This is a genomic window from Streptomyces sp. NPDC104202 (genome assembly GCF_055584185.1).
This window is the reverse complement of record NZ_JBVJMN010000006.1, coordinates 101,768-115,648: the sequence shown is the minus strand read 5'-3', so window position 1 is coordinate 115,648 and position 13,881 is coordinate 101,768. Positions and strand designations below refer to the sequence as shown.

12 protein-coding genes are annotated in these 13,881 nt (G+C 74.3%); 7 read left to right on the top strand and 5 right to left on the bottom strand.

What is annotated here, in order from left to right:
* The first annotated feature begins 55 nt into the window (after positions 1 to 55).
* Positions 56 to 1,690: an acyl-CoA synthetase gene (locus ACZ60W_RS06420; RefSeq protein ID WP_469754223.1), complete on the top strand. Its 1,635-nt coding sequence runs from the start codon at positions 56 to 58 to the stop codon at positions 1,688 to 1,690.
* Between the two features lie 76 nt (positions 1,691 to 1,766).
* On the opposite strand, the gene ACZ60W_RS06415 is transcribed toward ACZ60W_RS06420, so the two are convergent.
* A complete protein-coding gene (locus ACZ60W_RS06415; RefSeq protein ID WP_469754222.1) occupies positions 1,767 to 2,420 on the bottom strand; it encodes an NADPH-dependent F420 reductase in 654 nt (217 codons plus the stop codon).
* A gap of 79 nt (positions 2,421 to 2,499) precedes the next feature.
* Between ACZ60W_RS06415 and ACZ60W_RS06410 the strand changes: the two genes are divergently transcribed.
* On the top strand, positions 2,500 to 2,901 hold the full coding sequence (locus ACZ60W_RS06410) for a winged helix-turn-helix transcriptional regulator (protein ID WP_469754221.1): 402 nt from the start codon (positions 2,500 to 2,502) through the stop codon (positions 2,899 to 2,901).
* On the opposite strand, the gene ACZ60W_RS06405 is transcribed toward ACZ60W_RS06410, so the two are convergent.
* Positions 2,879 to 4,402, bottom strand: coding sequence for an alpha/beta fold hydrolase (locus ACZ60W_RS06405; RefSeq protein ID WP_469754220.1), 1,524 nt, complete (start codon positions 4,400 to 4,402; stop codon positions 2,879 to 2,881). The genes ACZ60W_RS06410 and ACZ60W_RS06405 overlap by 23 nt on opposite strands.
* Positions 4,403 to 4,499: 97 nt before the next feature.
* Here ACZ60W_RS06405 and ACZ60W_RS06400 point away from each other — a divergent pair, with 97 nt between their 5' ends.
* Positions 4,500 to 5,315, top strand: coding sequence for a pentapeptide repeat-containing protein (locus tag ACZ60W_RS06400; RefSeq protein WP_469754219.1), 816 nt, complete (start codon positions 4,500 to 4,502; stop codon positions 5,313 to 5,315).
* Positions 5,316 to 5,327: 12 nt separating this feature from the next.
* Here ACZ60W_RS06400 and ACZ60W_RS06395 read toward each other — a convergent pair whose 3' ends face one another.
* Positions 5,328 to 6,332 (bottom strand): zinc-dependent alcohol dehydrogenase family protein, encoded by a 1,005-nt coding sequence (locus tag ACZ60W_RS06395; protein ID WP_469754218.1) that lies wholly within the window; start codon positions 6,330 to 6,332, stop codon positions 5,328 to 5,330.
* A 147-nt stretch (positions 6,333 to 6,479) separates the two neighbouring features.
* On the opposite strand from ACZ60W_RS06395, the gene ACZ60W_RS06390 reads away from it, so the two are divergent.
* The 3 genes from ACZ60W_RS06390 to ACZ60W_RS06380 all read left to right on the top strand — a co-directional run bounded on the left by ACZ60W_RS06390 (position 6,480) and on the right by ACZ60W_RS06380 (position 8,675).
* Entirely contained in the window at positions 6,480 to 6,839 is a 360-nt protein-coding gene (locus ACZ60W_RS06390; RefSeq protein WP_469754217.1) for an ArsR/SmtB family transcription factor, read from the top strand.
* Positions 6,840 to 6,984: 145 nt separating this feature from the next.
* Complete coding sequence (paaK, locus tag ACZ60W_RS06385) at positions 6,985 to 8,271, top strand: phenylacetate--CoA ligase PaaK (RefSeq protein WP_469754216.1); 1,287 nt, start codon at positions 6,985 to 6,987, stop codon at positions 8,269 to 8,271.
* Between the two features lie 23 nt (positions 8,272 to 8,294).
* Positions 8,295 to 8,675 carry a VOC family protein gene (locus ACZ60W_RS06380; RefSeq protein ID WP_469754215.1) on the top strand — a complete coding sequence of 127 codons (381 nt, stop codon included), beginning with the start codon at positions 8,295 to 8,297 and terminating at the stop codon, positions 8,673 to 8,675.
* Positions 8,676 to 8,697: 22 nt separating this feature from the next.
* Here the strand turns inward: ACZ60W_RS06380 and ACZ60W_RS06375 are convergent, their stop codons facing one another.
* Complete coding sequence (locus ACZ60W_RS06375; RefSeq protein ID WP_469754214.1) at positions 8,698 to 10,206, bottom strand: fatty acyl-CoA synthetase; 1,509 nt, start codon at positions 10,204 to 10,206, stop codon at positions 8,698 to 8,700.
* Between the two features lie 156 nt (positions 10,207 to 10,362).
* On the opposite strand from ACZ60W_RS06375, the gene ACZ60W_RS06370 reads away from it, so the two are divergent.
* Positions 10,363 to 12,756: a penicillin acylase family protein gene (locus tag ACZ60W_RS06370; protein WP_469754213.1), complete on the top strand. Its 2,394-nt coding sequence runs from the start codon at positions 10,363 to 10,365 to the stop codon at positions 12,754 to 12,756.
* 9 nt (positions 12,757 to 12,765) lie between these two features.
* Here ACZ60W_RS06370 and ACZ60W_RS06365 read toward each other — a convergent pair whose 3' ends face one another.
* Complete coding sequence (locus ACZ60W_RS06365; RefSeq protein ID WP_469754212.1) at positions 12,766 to 13,863, bottom strand: calcium:cation antiporter; 1,098 nt, start codon at positions 13,861 to 13,863, stop codon at positions 12,766 to 12,768.
* Between the last annotated feature and the right edge of the window lie 18 nt (positions 13,864 to 13,881).

Genomic DNA, 13,881 nt, shown 5'->3' with positions numbered 1-13,881 from the left:
CTCTAATGACCGCCGAGTCCATGTGAGCCCGTGCGATCCGGCGTCAGGAGGAACGGTGGAGTACAACCTTGCCGACCTGTTCGAATCGGTGGTCGACGTGGTCCCGGAGCGCGAGGCGCTGGTGTACGTCGACCATCCGGGCACCGGCGCGGAACGCCGGCTCACCTACGCCGCACTGGACGAGGCCGCCAACCGGATCGCCCACCACCTCGTCGACGCGGGCCTCCGGCCCGGCGAACACCTCGGCCTCCACCTGTACAACGGCGTCGAGTACCTCCAGACCGTCCTCGCGTGCCTCAAGGCCCGGATCGTGCCGGTGAACGTCAACTACCGGTACGTGGAGGAGGAGCTGGTCTACCTCTACCGCGACGCCGACCTGGCCGCGCTCGTCTTCGACGCCGAGTTCACCGACCGGGTCGCGGCGGCGCTGCCGCGGACCACGAGACTGCGGCACCTCGTGCGGGTGGGGACCCCGCCCGAGGGGGCGCCGCCGCTGGAGTGCGTCGCCTACACCGAGGCGGAGGCCGCCGGATCCCCCGGCCGCGGCTTCGGCCCGCGCTCGGGGGACGACCTCTTCATCATCTACACGGGCGGTACCACCGGCATGCCCAAGGGCGTCCTGTGGCGCCAGGAGGACCTCTTCTTCGCCGGCCTGTTCGGCGGCGATCCCTCGGGCGAGCCGGTCAAACGCCCCGAGGAGCTGGCCGAGCGGGTCGCGGCCGGCGGCGCCGGCATCACCTTCTTCCCCGCGCCGCCCCTCATGCACGGCACGTCCACGCTCACCGCGTTCATCGCCTTCGACTACGGCCAGCGGGTCGTCCTGCACCGCAAGTACGTGCCCGAGGAGGTCCTGCGCACCCTGGAGAAGGAGAGGGTCTCCAGCATCTCCCTGGTCGGGGACGCGATGCTGCGCCCCCTCGTGGACGCGCTGAGCGGCCCGCAGCGGGACACCGACCTGTCCGCGCTGTTCAGCCTCTCCTCCTCCGGGGCGATCATGTCGGACACCGTGCGGGCCCAGCTCCAGGAGCTCATGCCGAACGTGCTGCTGCTCAACAACTTCGGCTCCACCGAGTCGGGTTCCAACGGCCGCGCCACCGACGACTCGGGCCCGGCCCGCGGCTTCCGGCTCCACGTGAACGAACGCACCCAGGTGGTCGACCCGGTGACCCTGGAACCGGTCGCGGCGGGCGCCACCGGCCGGCTCGCCCAGCGCGGCCACGTGCCGCTCGGCTACTACAACGACCCCGCCAAGACCGCCGAGACCTTCTTCGAACGGGACGGCGTGCGCTGGGTCCTCCTCGGGGACATGGCGACGGTGGACGAGGCGGGCGTCGTGACCGTGCTCGGCCGCGGTTCGCAGTGCATCAACACCGGCGGCGAGAAGGTCTACCCCGAGGAGGTGGAGCAGGCGCTGAAGTCCCACCCCGACGTGTACGACGCCCTCGTCGCCGGCGTGCCCGACGCCCGCTGGGGCAACCACGTCGCCGCCGTCGTCCAGCTCCGGCCCGACGCCCCCGCCCTGGACCTGGAGTCCCTCCAGACCCACTGCCGCTCCCGGCTGGCCGGGTACAAGGTGCCCCGGCAGCTCGTCCTGGCGGACCGCATCGAGCGCTCACCCAGCGGGAAGGCCGACTACCGCTGGGCCCGCGCGGTGGCGGTCGAGGCGGACGCGGAGGGCGCGGCCCCCTGACCCCCCGGACCCGGGCGGCGGGACGGCGCCGACGGGCCCGGGGCCCCGGCTCCGGGGCCGCCGTCCGCCCCGCCCGTCAGGCCGTCGGCGGTCCCGCCGCGTACGCGAGCGGCGGGACCGCCGACCGCGCGTCCGCCCCCTCGCCGACCCACAGGCCGATGAAGAGCGCGGCCGTCGCCTCCAGGAGGCCGGCCCGGTCGAGTCCGCCCGCGGCGAGGGGCACGCAGCCCGCGTCCCGGACCAGCTCGCCCACCAGGGCGAGCGCCGCCGGGTCGTCCCCGCAGACGGGCACCCCCAGGGGCCGGCCGTCGAAGACGGGCGGGTCCATCCGCCACACGTCCTCGTGGCAGAGGTTGAACCCCTTCACCACCCGCGCGTCCGGCGCCGCGTCGGCGAGCCGCCGGGCCGCCGACGGGCCGCCGACGGTGAGCAGGCGGAAGCCGGGGCCCACCGGGTTGGCGCAGTCGAGCAGCACCCTGCCGCCCAGCGGTGCCGCCAGCTCCGCGACGACCTCCTGGCCCGCCCCGTACGGCAGGGCGGCCGTCACCACCTCGCCGAATCCGGCGGCGGCGCGCAGGGACCCGTACCGGACGTCCGCGCCGAGGCGGGCCGCGAGGCGCCGCGCCCTCTCCTCGTCGCGTCCGCCGACGAGCACCTCGTGCCCCGCCCGGACCCAGTGGCCGGCGAGGGCGTCCGCCATGTTCCCCGCTCCCAGCAGTCCGATCCTCATGGTCCCGTCCCCTCTCCGCACCCCGTCCGGGGCGCTTCCGGGGACGACACTAGGGAGCGGGTCGGGCACCATCTGGTACGTGACTTCCGACGGACACCTTGCCGACTGCCGTGCCCGCCTCGCCTTCGACCTGCTGGCCAACACCTGGAACTCGGTGGTGCTCTGGTCCCTGCGCGGCGGGCCGGGCCGCCACGGCGAACTGCGGCGCCGGATCGGCGGCATCAGCGCCAAGGTCCTCACCGAGACGCTGCGGCGGCTGGAGTTCAACGGGCTGGTGGAGCGGCGCGCCGACCCCGGACCGCCACCCCTGGTCTCCTACGCACTCACCGATCTGGGACGGACGTTGCTCGTCCCCATCGGCGCGTTCGGGGCATGGGCCTTCGAGCACGGGGACGAGGTCATGGCCGTACGGGAGCGGTACGGCGACGGCGCCGCGGCGCCGCCCGCGGACGGCGCGCTCAGCTCAGGCCGAACTCCCTGATCGCCGCGAGGAACGCGGCGGGCCGCTCGGTGTGGACGAGGTGCCCCGCCGGGATCGTCACGAGCCGGGCGCCGGGGACGCGGTCGGCGAGGGCGGCGAGCCGGTCCTGCGGGACGTGGCTGGCGGGGCCGCCGGCGAGGACCAGGGTGGGGGCCGTGATCGCGGGCAGCTCCGCGAGCCAGCGGGGGTCCGGGGCGTTCAGCTGGGCGTCGGTCTCCGGGACGACCGCCCAGTCGAAGGCGAGCGGTCCCGCGGGGCGTTCGGCGGGCGGGCGCGGCGGGTCGAGCGGCTGGAAGCCCGGGGGCTCCTCCAGGACCAGACGGCCGATGAGGCCGGGGTCGCGCTGGGCGAGGAGGAGGGCGGCCCCGGCGCCCATGGAGTGGGCGACGACGGTGGCGCCGGTGAGTCCGAGGGCCCGCAGGAAGCCGCCGAGTTCGTCGCGGAAGGCGTCGAAGCCGTAGCCGCCCGGCCGGTCGCTGAGCCCGTGGCCGCGCAGGTCGAGGGCGTGGACGCGGTGGTCGGCGGCGAGGTCGGCGGCGATCTCCGTCCAGGTGGTGCCGTCCTCGCCGCGCCCGTGGACCAGGACGACCGGCGGGGCGTCCTCGGGGCCGGAGACCCGGTGGGCGAGCCGGACGCCGTCGACGGTGACCGTGCGCACCTCCGGGTCGAGGAAGGCGGCGACGGGGCGGCGGAAGGCGTCGGGGTCGTCGACCCAGGGGAAGTGGGCGGCGCCCGGCTGGACGACGAGCTCGGCGTGCGGGAAGAAGGCGGCCGCCCCGGCGGCCTTGGCCGGGGTCGGCCCCGCGTCGTACTCCCCCGCCAGGACGAGGACGGGCGCGGTGAGCGCGGTGAGGCGGCGGCGGGTCTCCTCCGGGTCGTAGGCCCCTTCGCCGTGGTACGCGGTCGCCGCCTCGATGTTCATCTGCCACGCCGCCGCGGCGGCGTGCTCCCGCGCGGCCGCGTCCCAGCGGCCGTAGGCGAAGGGGGCGGTGATGTCGAGGAGGCGCTGCAGCGGGGTGTCGGCGTCGGTCGCGTCGAGCGCGGCCCTCGCCTCCGCGTACCAGGGGCGGCCGGCGAAGACGGTGACGGCCTCGTCCCACTCCTCGTCGGTGGTGCCGACGCCGACCGCGCGGCCGGCGGAGGTGACCAGGACCAGGGAGCGGACCCGGGCGGGGTGGGCGGCGGCGTACAGCGTGGCGAGGTTGCCCCCCGCCGAGTGGCCGAGGAGGTCCATGCGCTCCAGGCCGAGGTGGGCGCGGAGGGCCTCGACGTCGCCGACCTGCCGGTCGCAGCGGTACGTGCCGGGGTCGGCGGGTGCGGCGCTCGCGCCGGTGCCGCGGGCGTCGAGCAGGACCAGGGTGCGGTGGGCGGCGAGCCCACCGAGGTCGCCGAGGTAGGAGGCGTCGCGCATCGGCCCGCCGGCCAGGCACACGAGCGGCTCCCCCTCCCCCAGGGTGCGGTAGGAGAGCACGGTCCCGTCGTACGTCGTGAGCAGCGGCATGGGGCCGATCCTCACCGGTCGCCGATGATCTTCGCAATCGGTTTCGCGGAGAGCGCGATACGGTGGGCGAACCGTCCCCGAACCGCGAAGGAACCCCGTGCCCGAGATCCGGGAATCCGCGCTGCGCGGCGACTGCGCGAACTGCTTCGGCCTGTGCTGCGTCGCGCTCCCCTTCGCCCGGTCGGCGGACTTCGCGGTGGACAAGGCGTCCGGGGAGCCGTGCCGGAACCTCCGGGAGGACTTCCGCTGCGGCATCCACACCCGGCTGCGGCCGAGCGGCTTCCAGGGCTGCACGGTGTACGACTGCTTCGGCGCCGGGCAGCACGTGTCCCAGGTGACCTTCGGCGGGGTGTCCTGGCGCGAGGCGCCGGAGACGGCGGCGCGGATGTACGAGGTGTTCCCGGTGGTGCGCCAGTTGCACGAGCTGCTGCGCTACCTCACCGAGGCGCTGGCCCTGGAGACGGCGCGGCCCGTTCATCCCGAGCTGCGCGCGGCGGTCGACCGGGTCGAGGCGCTCACCCGCGAGACGCCCGCCGTCCTGGAGGCGCTCGACGTCGCGCCCGTGCGGGCCGGGGTGAACCCGCTGCTGCTGCGGACCAGTGAGCTGGTCCGCGCCACGGCCGGCGGGAAACCGAAGAGCCGCCGCGGGGCGGACCTGATCGGCAGGCGGCTGCGGGGAGCCGCGCTGCGGGGCGCGGACCTGCGCGGGGCGCTGCTGATCGCCGCCGACCTCACCGGGGCCGATCTGTCGCTGGCCGATCTGATCGGCGCCGACCTGCGCGACGCCGACCTGTCGGGCGCGGACCTGACCGGGGCGCTGTTCCTCACCCAGCCGCAGCTGAACTCGGCGCGCGGGAACGCCGCCACCCGCCTGCCCGAGGGCTTCGACCGCCCCGCGCACTGGGCCTCCTGACGCTCCACGAGCTCAGTGGGGCACGGTCACGACGATCTTCCCCACCTGGTGGCCCGCCTCCAGGGCGCGGTGGGCGTCGACGATCGCGTCGAGCGGGAAGGTGCGGTCGACGGCCGGTGCGACCGCGCCGGTGCGGACCCCGGACTCGACGAAGGCGCGGGCCCTGCGCAGCCGTTCCGGGTCCCTGGTCGTCTCCGGCATCGTGTAGGTCCGCAGGGAGACGGCGGGCATCCCGAGGTCGAAGGCCGGGTACGGGGTCGGGAGCCCGCTGACGCCGCCGTAGAGCAGCACGGTGCCGCCGGGGGCGACGGCCCGGACGAGGTCGGTGACGCCGGGGCCTGCGACGGCGTCGAAGGCGAGGTCCGCGCCGCGCCCCGCGGTCAGGGCGAGGACCCTCTCGGCGAGGTCCTCCTCGTCGGTGACGATCACCTCGGCCGCGCCCGCCTGGAGCAGGGCGTCCCTCTTGGCACGGGTGCGGGTGGTGGCGACGGGGACGGCTCCGACGCGGTGGGCGGTGCGGATCGCGGCCAGGCCCACGCTGCTGGAGGCGGCGGTGAGCACCACGGTGTCCCCGGCGCGCACGCCGCCGACCTCGACGAGACCGCCGTAGGCCGTGACGTACGGCATCCAGACGGCGGCGGCCTCGACGGCGCCGAGGCCCTCGGGCCGCGGCACGACGGAGGAGGCGGGGACGAGGGCGCGCTCGGCGTAGACGCCGTGGTCGTTCATGGAGAACGAGGGGACCACGCTCACCGCCTGCCCGGTCACGAAGCCGGTCACGCCGTCGCCCACGGCCTCGACGACGCCCGATGCCTCCAGGCCGAGGCGGGCGGGGAAGCCGCGGGCCGGCTCGATGTAGCGGCCGGCGCGGAAGAGCGCCTCGGCGCGGTTGACGCCGATGGCCTCGACGCGCAGCAGGAGTTCGCCGGGGCCGGGCTCGCCGACCTCGACGTCCTCGATCCGGAGCACCTCCGGACCGCCGTACGCGTGGAACCGGACCGTCCTGGCCTCGCTCATCGGGCTTCCCCTCCCCGTCGGCGCCGGCGGTGCGCGGACCGTTCCGCCGGCGTGCCCCCAGCCAAGCGCAAGGTTCGACCACTGTCAAACTTCGATGCTGGTAAAACTTCGATCGCCGCCGTACGATGCCTTCGGAGGTCCACACCCATGACAGCAGCGCGCACCGGCGGCCGTGACCGCGTCCCGCCCCACCCCGAGCTCGGCACGATCGGCCTCCAGGACGTCCTCGACGCGCTCGTGGACCCGGTCAGGCGCCGGATCGTCGCCGAGCTGTACCGGGCGGAGGAGGCGCTCGCCTGCGGCGCCATCGACCTGCCGGTCGGCAAGTCCACCGCCACCCACCACTTCCACGTGCTGCGCGAGGCCGGTCTCGTCCGCCAGCACTACGCCGGCACCTCCCGCCTGAACACCCTGCGCCGCCAGGAGTTCGACGCCCGCTTCCCCGGCCTCCTGCACGCCGTGGTGACCGCGCACGACCGCGACGCCGCGGCGCCGGACGCCTCGTAGCCGTCGCGCGGCGCCCCGCGCCGACGCGGGCCCGGAAAACTTCTCCCGCCCCCTTGCCAAGCCGGGGGTGTCGGCGGTTTTACTGACCCGGAACGCATCTACCGAATGATCGGTTGTCCGTTTTACGGCGATGGAGGAGCGGCGCATGAGGGACCTGCTGGACAGCGGCGAGCTGCTGGGGCGCGACGAGCTGGCGGCGCTGCAGCTGGAGCGGCTGCGCGCGACGCTGCGGCACGCCTACGCGAACGTCGACTTCTACCGCCGGTCCTTCGACGCGGCCGGGGTGACCCCGGACGACTGCCGCACCCTCGCGGACCTGGCCCGCTTCCCGCTCACCACCAAGGCCGACCTGCGCGAGCACTACCCCTTCGGCATGTTCGCCGTCGACCCCTCGCGCATCCGGCGCCTCCACGCCTCCAGCGGCACCACCGGCCGGCCGACGGTCGTCGGCTACACCGACGGAGACCTGGACATGTGGGCGGACATGGTGGCCCGTTCGCTGCGCGCCGCCGGGGCACGGCCCGGCCACAAGGTCCATGTGGCCTACGGCTACGGGCTCTTCACCGGCGGCCTGGGCGCGCACTACGGCGCCGAGCGGCTCGGCTGCACCGTCATCCCCGCGTCCGGCGGCATGACGGCACGGCAGGTGCAGCTGATCCAGGACTTCGAGCCCGAGATCATCATGGTGACCCCCTCGTACATGCTCACCCTGCTCGACGAGTTCGAGCGCCAGGGCGTGGACCCGCGGTCGACCTCGCTGAAGGTGGGCGTCTTCGGCGCGGAGCCGTGGACGGAGGCCATGCGCAAGGAGATCGAGGACCGGTTCGCGATCGACGCGGTCGACATCTACGGGCTGTCGGAGGTGATCGGGCCCGGCGTGGCACAGGAGTGCGTGGAGACCAAGGACGGGCTGCACGTCTGGGAGGACCACTTCTACCCGGAGATCGTGGATCCCTTCACCGGTGAGGTCCTGCCGGACGGGGCGGAGGGGGAGCTCGTCTTCACCTCGCTCACCAAGGAGGCCATGCCGGTGATCCGCTACCGGACGCGGGACCTCACCCGGCTGCTGCCGGGGACCGCGCGGGTGTTCCGGCGGATGGAGAAGGTCACCGGGCGCAGCGACGACATGATCATCCTGCGCGGGGTGAACCTGTTCCCCACGCAGGTCGAGGAGATCGTGCTCCGCACCCCGGCCGTCGCCCCGCACTTCCAGCTGCGGCTGACCCGGGAGGGCCGGCTCGACGCCCTGACCGTGCGGGCCGAGGCCCGGGCGGACGCGACCGGCGAGGAGCGGGCGGAGGCCGCGCGGGCGATCGCGGCGGGGGTGAAGGACGGGATCGGGGTGTCGGCCGCGGTCGAGGTGGTCGACCCCGGGACGCTGGAGCGCTCGGTGGGCAAGATCAAGCGGATCGTCGACCTCCGCGGCGCGTAGCCTGGAGGGAGGAGGTGGTTGCGATGCTGTCGGACTCCCCCGTGGTCGCGATCATTCCGGTCGGCGACATGGCCCGGGCCAAGCGCTTCTACTCCGAGACCCTCGGTCTTCCCCTCGTGAAGGATTCGGCCGAGGACACCCGGTACGCATGCGGTGGCACGATGATCGGGCTGTACGAGACGCCTCACGGCGGCCGGGCCGGACACACCCTGGCGAGCTGGAAGGTGGAGGACCTCGACACCGAGATGAAGGAGCTGAGCTCCAAGGGCGTGGCCTTCGAGGACTACGACCTGCCGGGCCTGAAGACGGTGGACGGCGTGGTCGAGTCGGACACCATGAGGGGCGCCTGGTTCAAGGACAGTGAGGGCAACATCCTCTGCGTCGTGGAGGAGCGCACGGGCTGAAGGGTCCCGCGCGCCGCCGGTGTCACCGGGCGCCGAAGCGGTCCCTCAGCTCACGCTTGAGGATCTTGCCGCTGGCGTTGCGGGGAAGCGCGTCCACGAAGTGCACCCGCTTCGGCGCCTTGAAGGAGGCGAGGGCCTCCCGGGCGTGGGCGATGAGTTCGGCCTCGGCGACCTCGCCCCGGGGGACGACGACGGCCGTGACCGCCTCGATCCAGCGCTCGTCGGGAAGCCCGATCACCGCCACCTCGGCGACCCCGGGGTGGGTGTAGAGGGCGTCCTCGACCTGCCGCGAGGCGACCAGGACGCCACCGGAGTTGATGACGTCCTTCACCCGGTCGACGATGGTGAGGTAGCCCTCGGCGTCGCGGACGGCGAGGTCGCCGGAGCGGAACCAGCCGCCGCGGAAGGCGGCCTTCGTCTCCTCGGGCTTGCCCCAGTAGCCGTCGCACAGCTGCGGCGAGCGGTAGACGATCTCGCCGGGGGTGCCGTCGGGGACGTCCTCGCCGTCCTCGTCGACGACCCGGGCCTCGACGTGCCGGACGGGCCGGCCGCAGGAGTCCATCCGCCCCTCGTGCTCCTCGGGTCGGAGGACGGTGGCGAGCGGGCCGATCTCCGACTGCCCGAAGCAGTTGTAGAAGGCGAGGCCCGGCAGCCGGGCGCGCAGCCGCTCCAGGACGGGCACGGGCATGATCGAGGCCCCGTAGTACGCCTTGCGCAGCGCCGACAGGTCGCGGGTGGCGAAGTCCGGGTGGTTCGCCAGGCCGATCCACACGGTCGGCGGGGCGAAGACGCTGTCCGCGCGGCCGGCCTCGACCAGGTCGAACAGGACGTCCGGGTCGGGTCCGTCGACGATCGTGTTCTCCGCGCCCACGGCCAGGTAGGGCAGCAGGAAGACGTGCATCTGCGCCGAGTGGTACAGCGGCAGGGCGTGCACCGGCCGGTCGTCCTCGCTCAGGTCGAGGGCCTCGACGGCGCTCGCGTACTCGTGGACGAGTGCCCGGTGGGTCATCGTGGCGCCCTTGGGCAGGGCGGTGGTGCCCGAGGTGTACAGGAGCTGGACGAACTCGCGGGCGTCGCGGTCGGTGTCGTACTCCTCCGGCGCCGCGAGCGCGTCGAGCAGTGAACCGGGCGCGTCCCGCAGGGCCTTGACCGCGAAGCCCTCGGGCACGCGGTCCGCGAGGGCCGGGTCGGCCAGGACGAGCGAGGTGCCCGACTGCTCCAGGACGTAGGCCAGGTCGTCGCCGGTGAGGTGGTGGTTGACCGGCACGTGGATCAGCCCGGCCCGGGAGCAGGCGAGGAACGCGATCAGGTACGCGTCCGAGTTGTGGCCGTAGGTGGCCACCCGCGCGGCGTCGGGCAGGGCCAGACCGTGGTGGGGCTCCCTCAGGACGGCGGCGGCGGTGGTGACGGCCGTGTCCAGCTCGGCGTACGTCCACATCCGGTCGGCGTACCGGACGGCGACCCGGTCGGGGACGCGCTGGGCGCTCGTGCGCAGGACACCGTCGACGGCGCGGCTGAGGAGTCGTTCCATGGCGTGATCCTCGGCGTGGGACGGGCGGAAGGTCAAGTACCGGGCGGCGGGCCGCCCCTGCCCGGACCTCGGATACCGAACGGGATGTTGACACCGGGTCGGGCACCTGCGTGCATGGTCCGACTCGCAGTGCGCATCGACCCGTTGGGAGGCACGTTGCACCTCCGCACCCGTCTGAAACACCTGGCGCTCGCCGGCGCGGCCCTCGCCGTCGTCACCGCCTCGCCGCCCGCCGCGGCGTCCGCCGGACCCGGTGACCGCGGCCACCACCCGTCCGACCGGGGCCTGTCGGCCGTCATCCGGTACACCGAGTACGGCATCCCGCACATCGTGGGCCGGGACTACGCGAACCTCGGCTTCGGCACCGGCTGGGCGCAGGCCGCCGACCAGGTCTGCGTGCTGGCCGACGGCTTCCTGACCGTCACCGGCGAACGCTCGCGGTACTTCGGACCGGACGCCGCGCCCGACGGCTCGCTGTCCTCCGCGACGACCAACCTCTCCAGCGACCTGTACTTCCGCGGCGTCAAGGACGCGGGGACGGTCGAGGAGCTGCTCCGGGCCCCGGCGCCCGCCGGGCCGAGCGGCGACCTCAAGGAGCTGATGCGCGGCTGGGCGGCCGGCTACAACGCCTGGCTGCGCACGAACCGCATCACCGACCCGGCCTGCGCGGGCGCCGACTGGGTCCGCCCGGTCACCGCGCTCGACGTCGCCCGCCGCGGCTTCGCCGTCTCCGTCCTCGGCGGCCAGGGGCGGGCCGTCGACGGCATCACCGCGGCCCGGCCGCCGGCCGCGCCCCCGGCCCCGACCGCCGCCGGCGCCGTCCCCGATCCGGACGACGCGGCCGCGGCGGCCAAGGCGCTGTTCGCCGCCGAGAACGCCACCATGGGCTCCAACGCCGTGGCCTTCTCCGGCGCCACGACGGCCGGGGGGCGCGGACTGCTCCTCGGCAATCCGCACTACCCGTGGCAGGGCGGGCGGCGCTTCTGGCAGTCCCAGCAGACCATCCCGGGTGAGCTGAACGTCTCGGGCGCCTCGCTCCTCGGCACCGCCGTCGTGAACATCGGCTTCAACGACAAGGTGGCCTGGAGCCACACGGTGGCCACCGGCGTGCCCCTCAACCTGCACCAGCTGACCCTCGTCCCCGGCGACCCGACCGCCTACCTGGTCGACGGGCGGCCGGAGCGGATGACGCCGCGCACGGTCGGCGTGCCGGTCAAGGACGGCGCCACCGTCACCCGTACCCAGTGGTGGACCCGGTACGGCCCGGTCGTCGGCGGGCTCGGCGCACAGCTCCCGCTGCCCTGGACGGCGACCACGGCGTACGCGCTGAACGACCCCAACGCGGCCAACCTGCGGGGCTCCGACACCGCCCTCGGCTTCGGCAAGGCGCGGTCGACGCGGGACGTCGCCGACGTGCTGCGCCGCACCCAGGGGCTGCCGTGGGTCAACACGATCGCGGCCGACTCCGGCGGGCACACCTACTTCGGGCAGGCGCAGGTCCTTCCCCGGATCACCGACGAGCTCGCCCAGCGGTGCTCCACGCCGCTCGGCCGGGCGACGTATCCGGCGTCCGGCGTGGCGGTGCTCGACGGCGCCCGCTCCGACTGCGCGCTCGGCTCGGACCCCGACGCGGTCCAGCCGGGGATCTTCGGTCCGGCCCGGATGCCGGTGCTGCGGGACACCCCGTACGTGGAGAACTCCAACGACAGCGCCTGGCTGACCCACGCCGACCGGCCGTTGACCGGCTACGAGCGGGTCTTCGGCACGATCGCCACCCCGCGCTCGCTGCGCACCCGGGGCGCCGTGGAGGACGTGGCGGCGATGGCGGAGCGCGGCCGGCTCACGGTGTCCGATCTCCAGCGCCAGCAGTTCGCCAACCGCGCTCCGGCCGGCGACCTGGCGGCGGCCGACGTCGCCGCGGCCTGCCCGGCGGCACTGCCCGACGCCCCCGACGCCTGCCGGGCGCTGGCGGCCTGGGACCGGACGGTGAACACGGACAGCCGCGGGGCCCTGCTGTTCGACCGGTTCTGGCGGCGGTTCACCGCGAGCGTGCCGTCGGCCCAGCAGTGGCTGGTGCCGTTCTCGGCGGCCGACCCGGTCCGCACCCCGCGGAGCGTGAACACCGCCGCGCCGGGCTTCGCGAAGGCGCTCGCCGACGCGGTGGCCGAGCTGCGGGCGGCGGGCATCCCGCTGGACGCCCCGCTGGGCGACCACCAGTTCGTCGTCCGCGCCGGGCAGCGGATCCCGGTGAGCGGCGGCACCGAGTCCCTGGGCGTCTGGAACAAGACCGAGTCGGTGTGGAACGCGGCCGGCGGCGGCTACGTGGAGGTGGCGCACGGGACCAGTCACGTCCAGGCGGTGGGCTGGGACGGCGGGCGCTGCCCGGTGGCCCGCACCCTGCTCTCGTACTCCCAGTCGTCGAACCCGGCGTCGCCGCACCACAGCGACCAGACCCGGCTGTACGCGGGCGAGCGCTGGGTGACCTCCCGGTTCTGCGAGAAGGACATCCTGCGCTCGCCGGCGCTGCGGGTGGTGGTCGTCAGGGGCTGACGGTGCCCGTCACGGGGTGATCGAGAGGAAGACGAAGGCGGCGAAGATCACCAGATGGACGCCGCCCTGGAGGAGGGTGGCCCGTCCGGGCACCACGGTCAGCGCGCTCACCACACCGGTGAGGGCGAGCAGGACCATGTGGAGCGGTCCCAGACCGAGCACCAGGGGCCCGGACAGCCAGATCGACGCGAGCGCGATCGCCGGAATCGTCAGGCCGATGCTGGCGATCGCGGAGCCGTACGCGAGGTTGAGGCTGGTCTGCATGCGGTCGCGGCGCGCGGCGCGGACGGCCGCGAGCGTCTCGGGGAGCAGGACCATCAGGGCGATCGCGACACCGACGACCGCCTTGGGCATGCCCGCGGACTGGACGCCGTCCTCGATGGTGGGCGAGATGAGCTTGGCGTTGCCGACGACGGCGATCAGGGCGACGAGGAGGAGGCCCAGGCTGGCCCAGGTCTCCCGCGGGGTCGGCGGATCGGCGTGGTCGTCGGACGACTCCTCGCCGGGGCGGGGCACCGGCAGGAAGTAGTCGCGGTGGCGGACGGTCTGGACGCCGACGAACACCCCGTACAGACAGAGCGAGGCGACGGCGGCGAAGGCGAGCTGCGCGGGGGAGAACTCGGGGCCGGGGTGGCTGGTGGTGAAGGTGGGCAGCACGAGCGTCATGACGGCGAGGGTGCAGACGGTCGCGAGCGCGCCCCCGGAGCCCTCGGCGTTGAAGACGGCGACGCGGTTGCGCAGGGCGGCGACGAGGAGCGAGAGGCCGACGATGCCGTTGCACGTGATCATGACGGCGGCGAAGACGGTGTCCCGCGCGTACGTCGCGGTCTTCTCCCCGCCGCCCACCATGAGGGCGACGATGAGGCCGACCTCGATGACGGTGACGGCCACCGCGAGGACGAGCGAGCCGTAGGGTTCGCCGACCCGGTGCGCGATGACCTCCGCGTGGTGCACGGCGGCGAGGACGGCACCGACCAGACAGAGCGCGATGAGCCCCACGACGAAGCCCGGCAGGTCGCGGCCCCACGCCGCGACGAGCGCAAGCGCCGCCACCACCGGCCCCCAGGTGGTCCATTGCCGTGTCAGTGCCGTCGAACTCGAACTCATGATCCGCATCCTGCCACA

Bases quoted from the DNA above. Each gene is read 5' to 3' on its own strand.
- ACZ60W_RS06415 (WP_469754222.1), bottom strand. From the start codon at position 2,420: ATGAGGATCGGACTGCTGGGAGCGGGGAACATGGCGGACGCCCTCGCC.
- ACZ60W_RS06405 (WP_469754220.1), bottom strand. From the start codon at position 4,402: ATGCCGCTGCTCACGACGTACGACGGGACCGTGCTCTCCTACCGCACC.
- ACZ60W_RS06395 (WP_469754218.1), bottom strand. From the start codon at position 6,332: ATGAGCGAGGCCAGGACGGTCCGGTTCCACGCGTACGGCGGTCCGGAG.
- ACZ60W_RS06390 (WP_469754217.1), top strand. From the start codon at position 6,480: ATGACAGCAGCGCGCACCGGCGGCCGTGACCGCGTCCCGCCCCACCCC.
- paaK (WP_469754216.1), top strand. From the start codon at position 6,985: ATGAGGGACCTGCTGGACAGCGGCGAGCTGCTGGGGCGCGACGAGCTG.
- ACZ60W_RS06380 (WP_469754215.1), top strand. From the start codon at position 8,295: ATGCTGTCGGACTCCCCCGTGGTCGCGATCATTCCGGTCGGCGACATG.
- ACZ60W_RS06375 (WP_469754214.1), bottom strand. From the start codon at position 10,206: ATGGAACGACTCCTCAGCCGCGCCGTCGACGGTGTCCTGCGCACGAGC.
- ACZ60W_RS06365 (WP_469754212.1), bottom strand. From the start codon at position 13,863: ATGAGTTCGAGTTCGACGGCACTGACACGGCAATGGACCACCTGGGGG.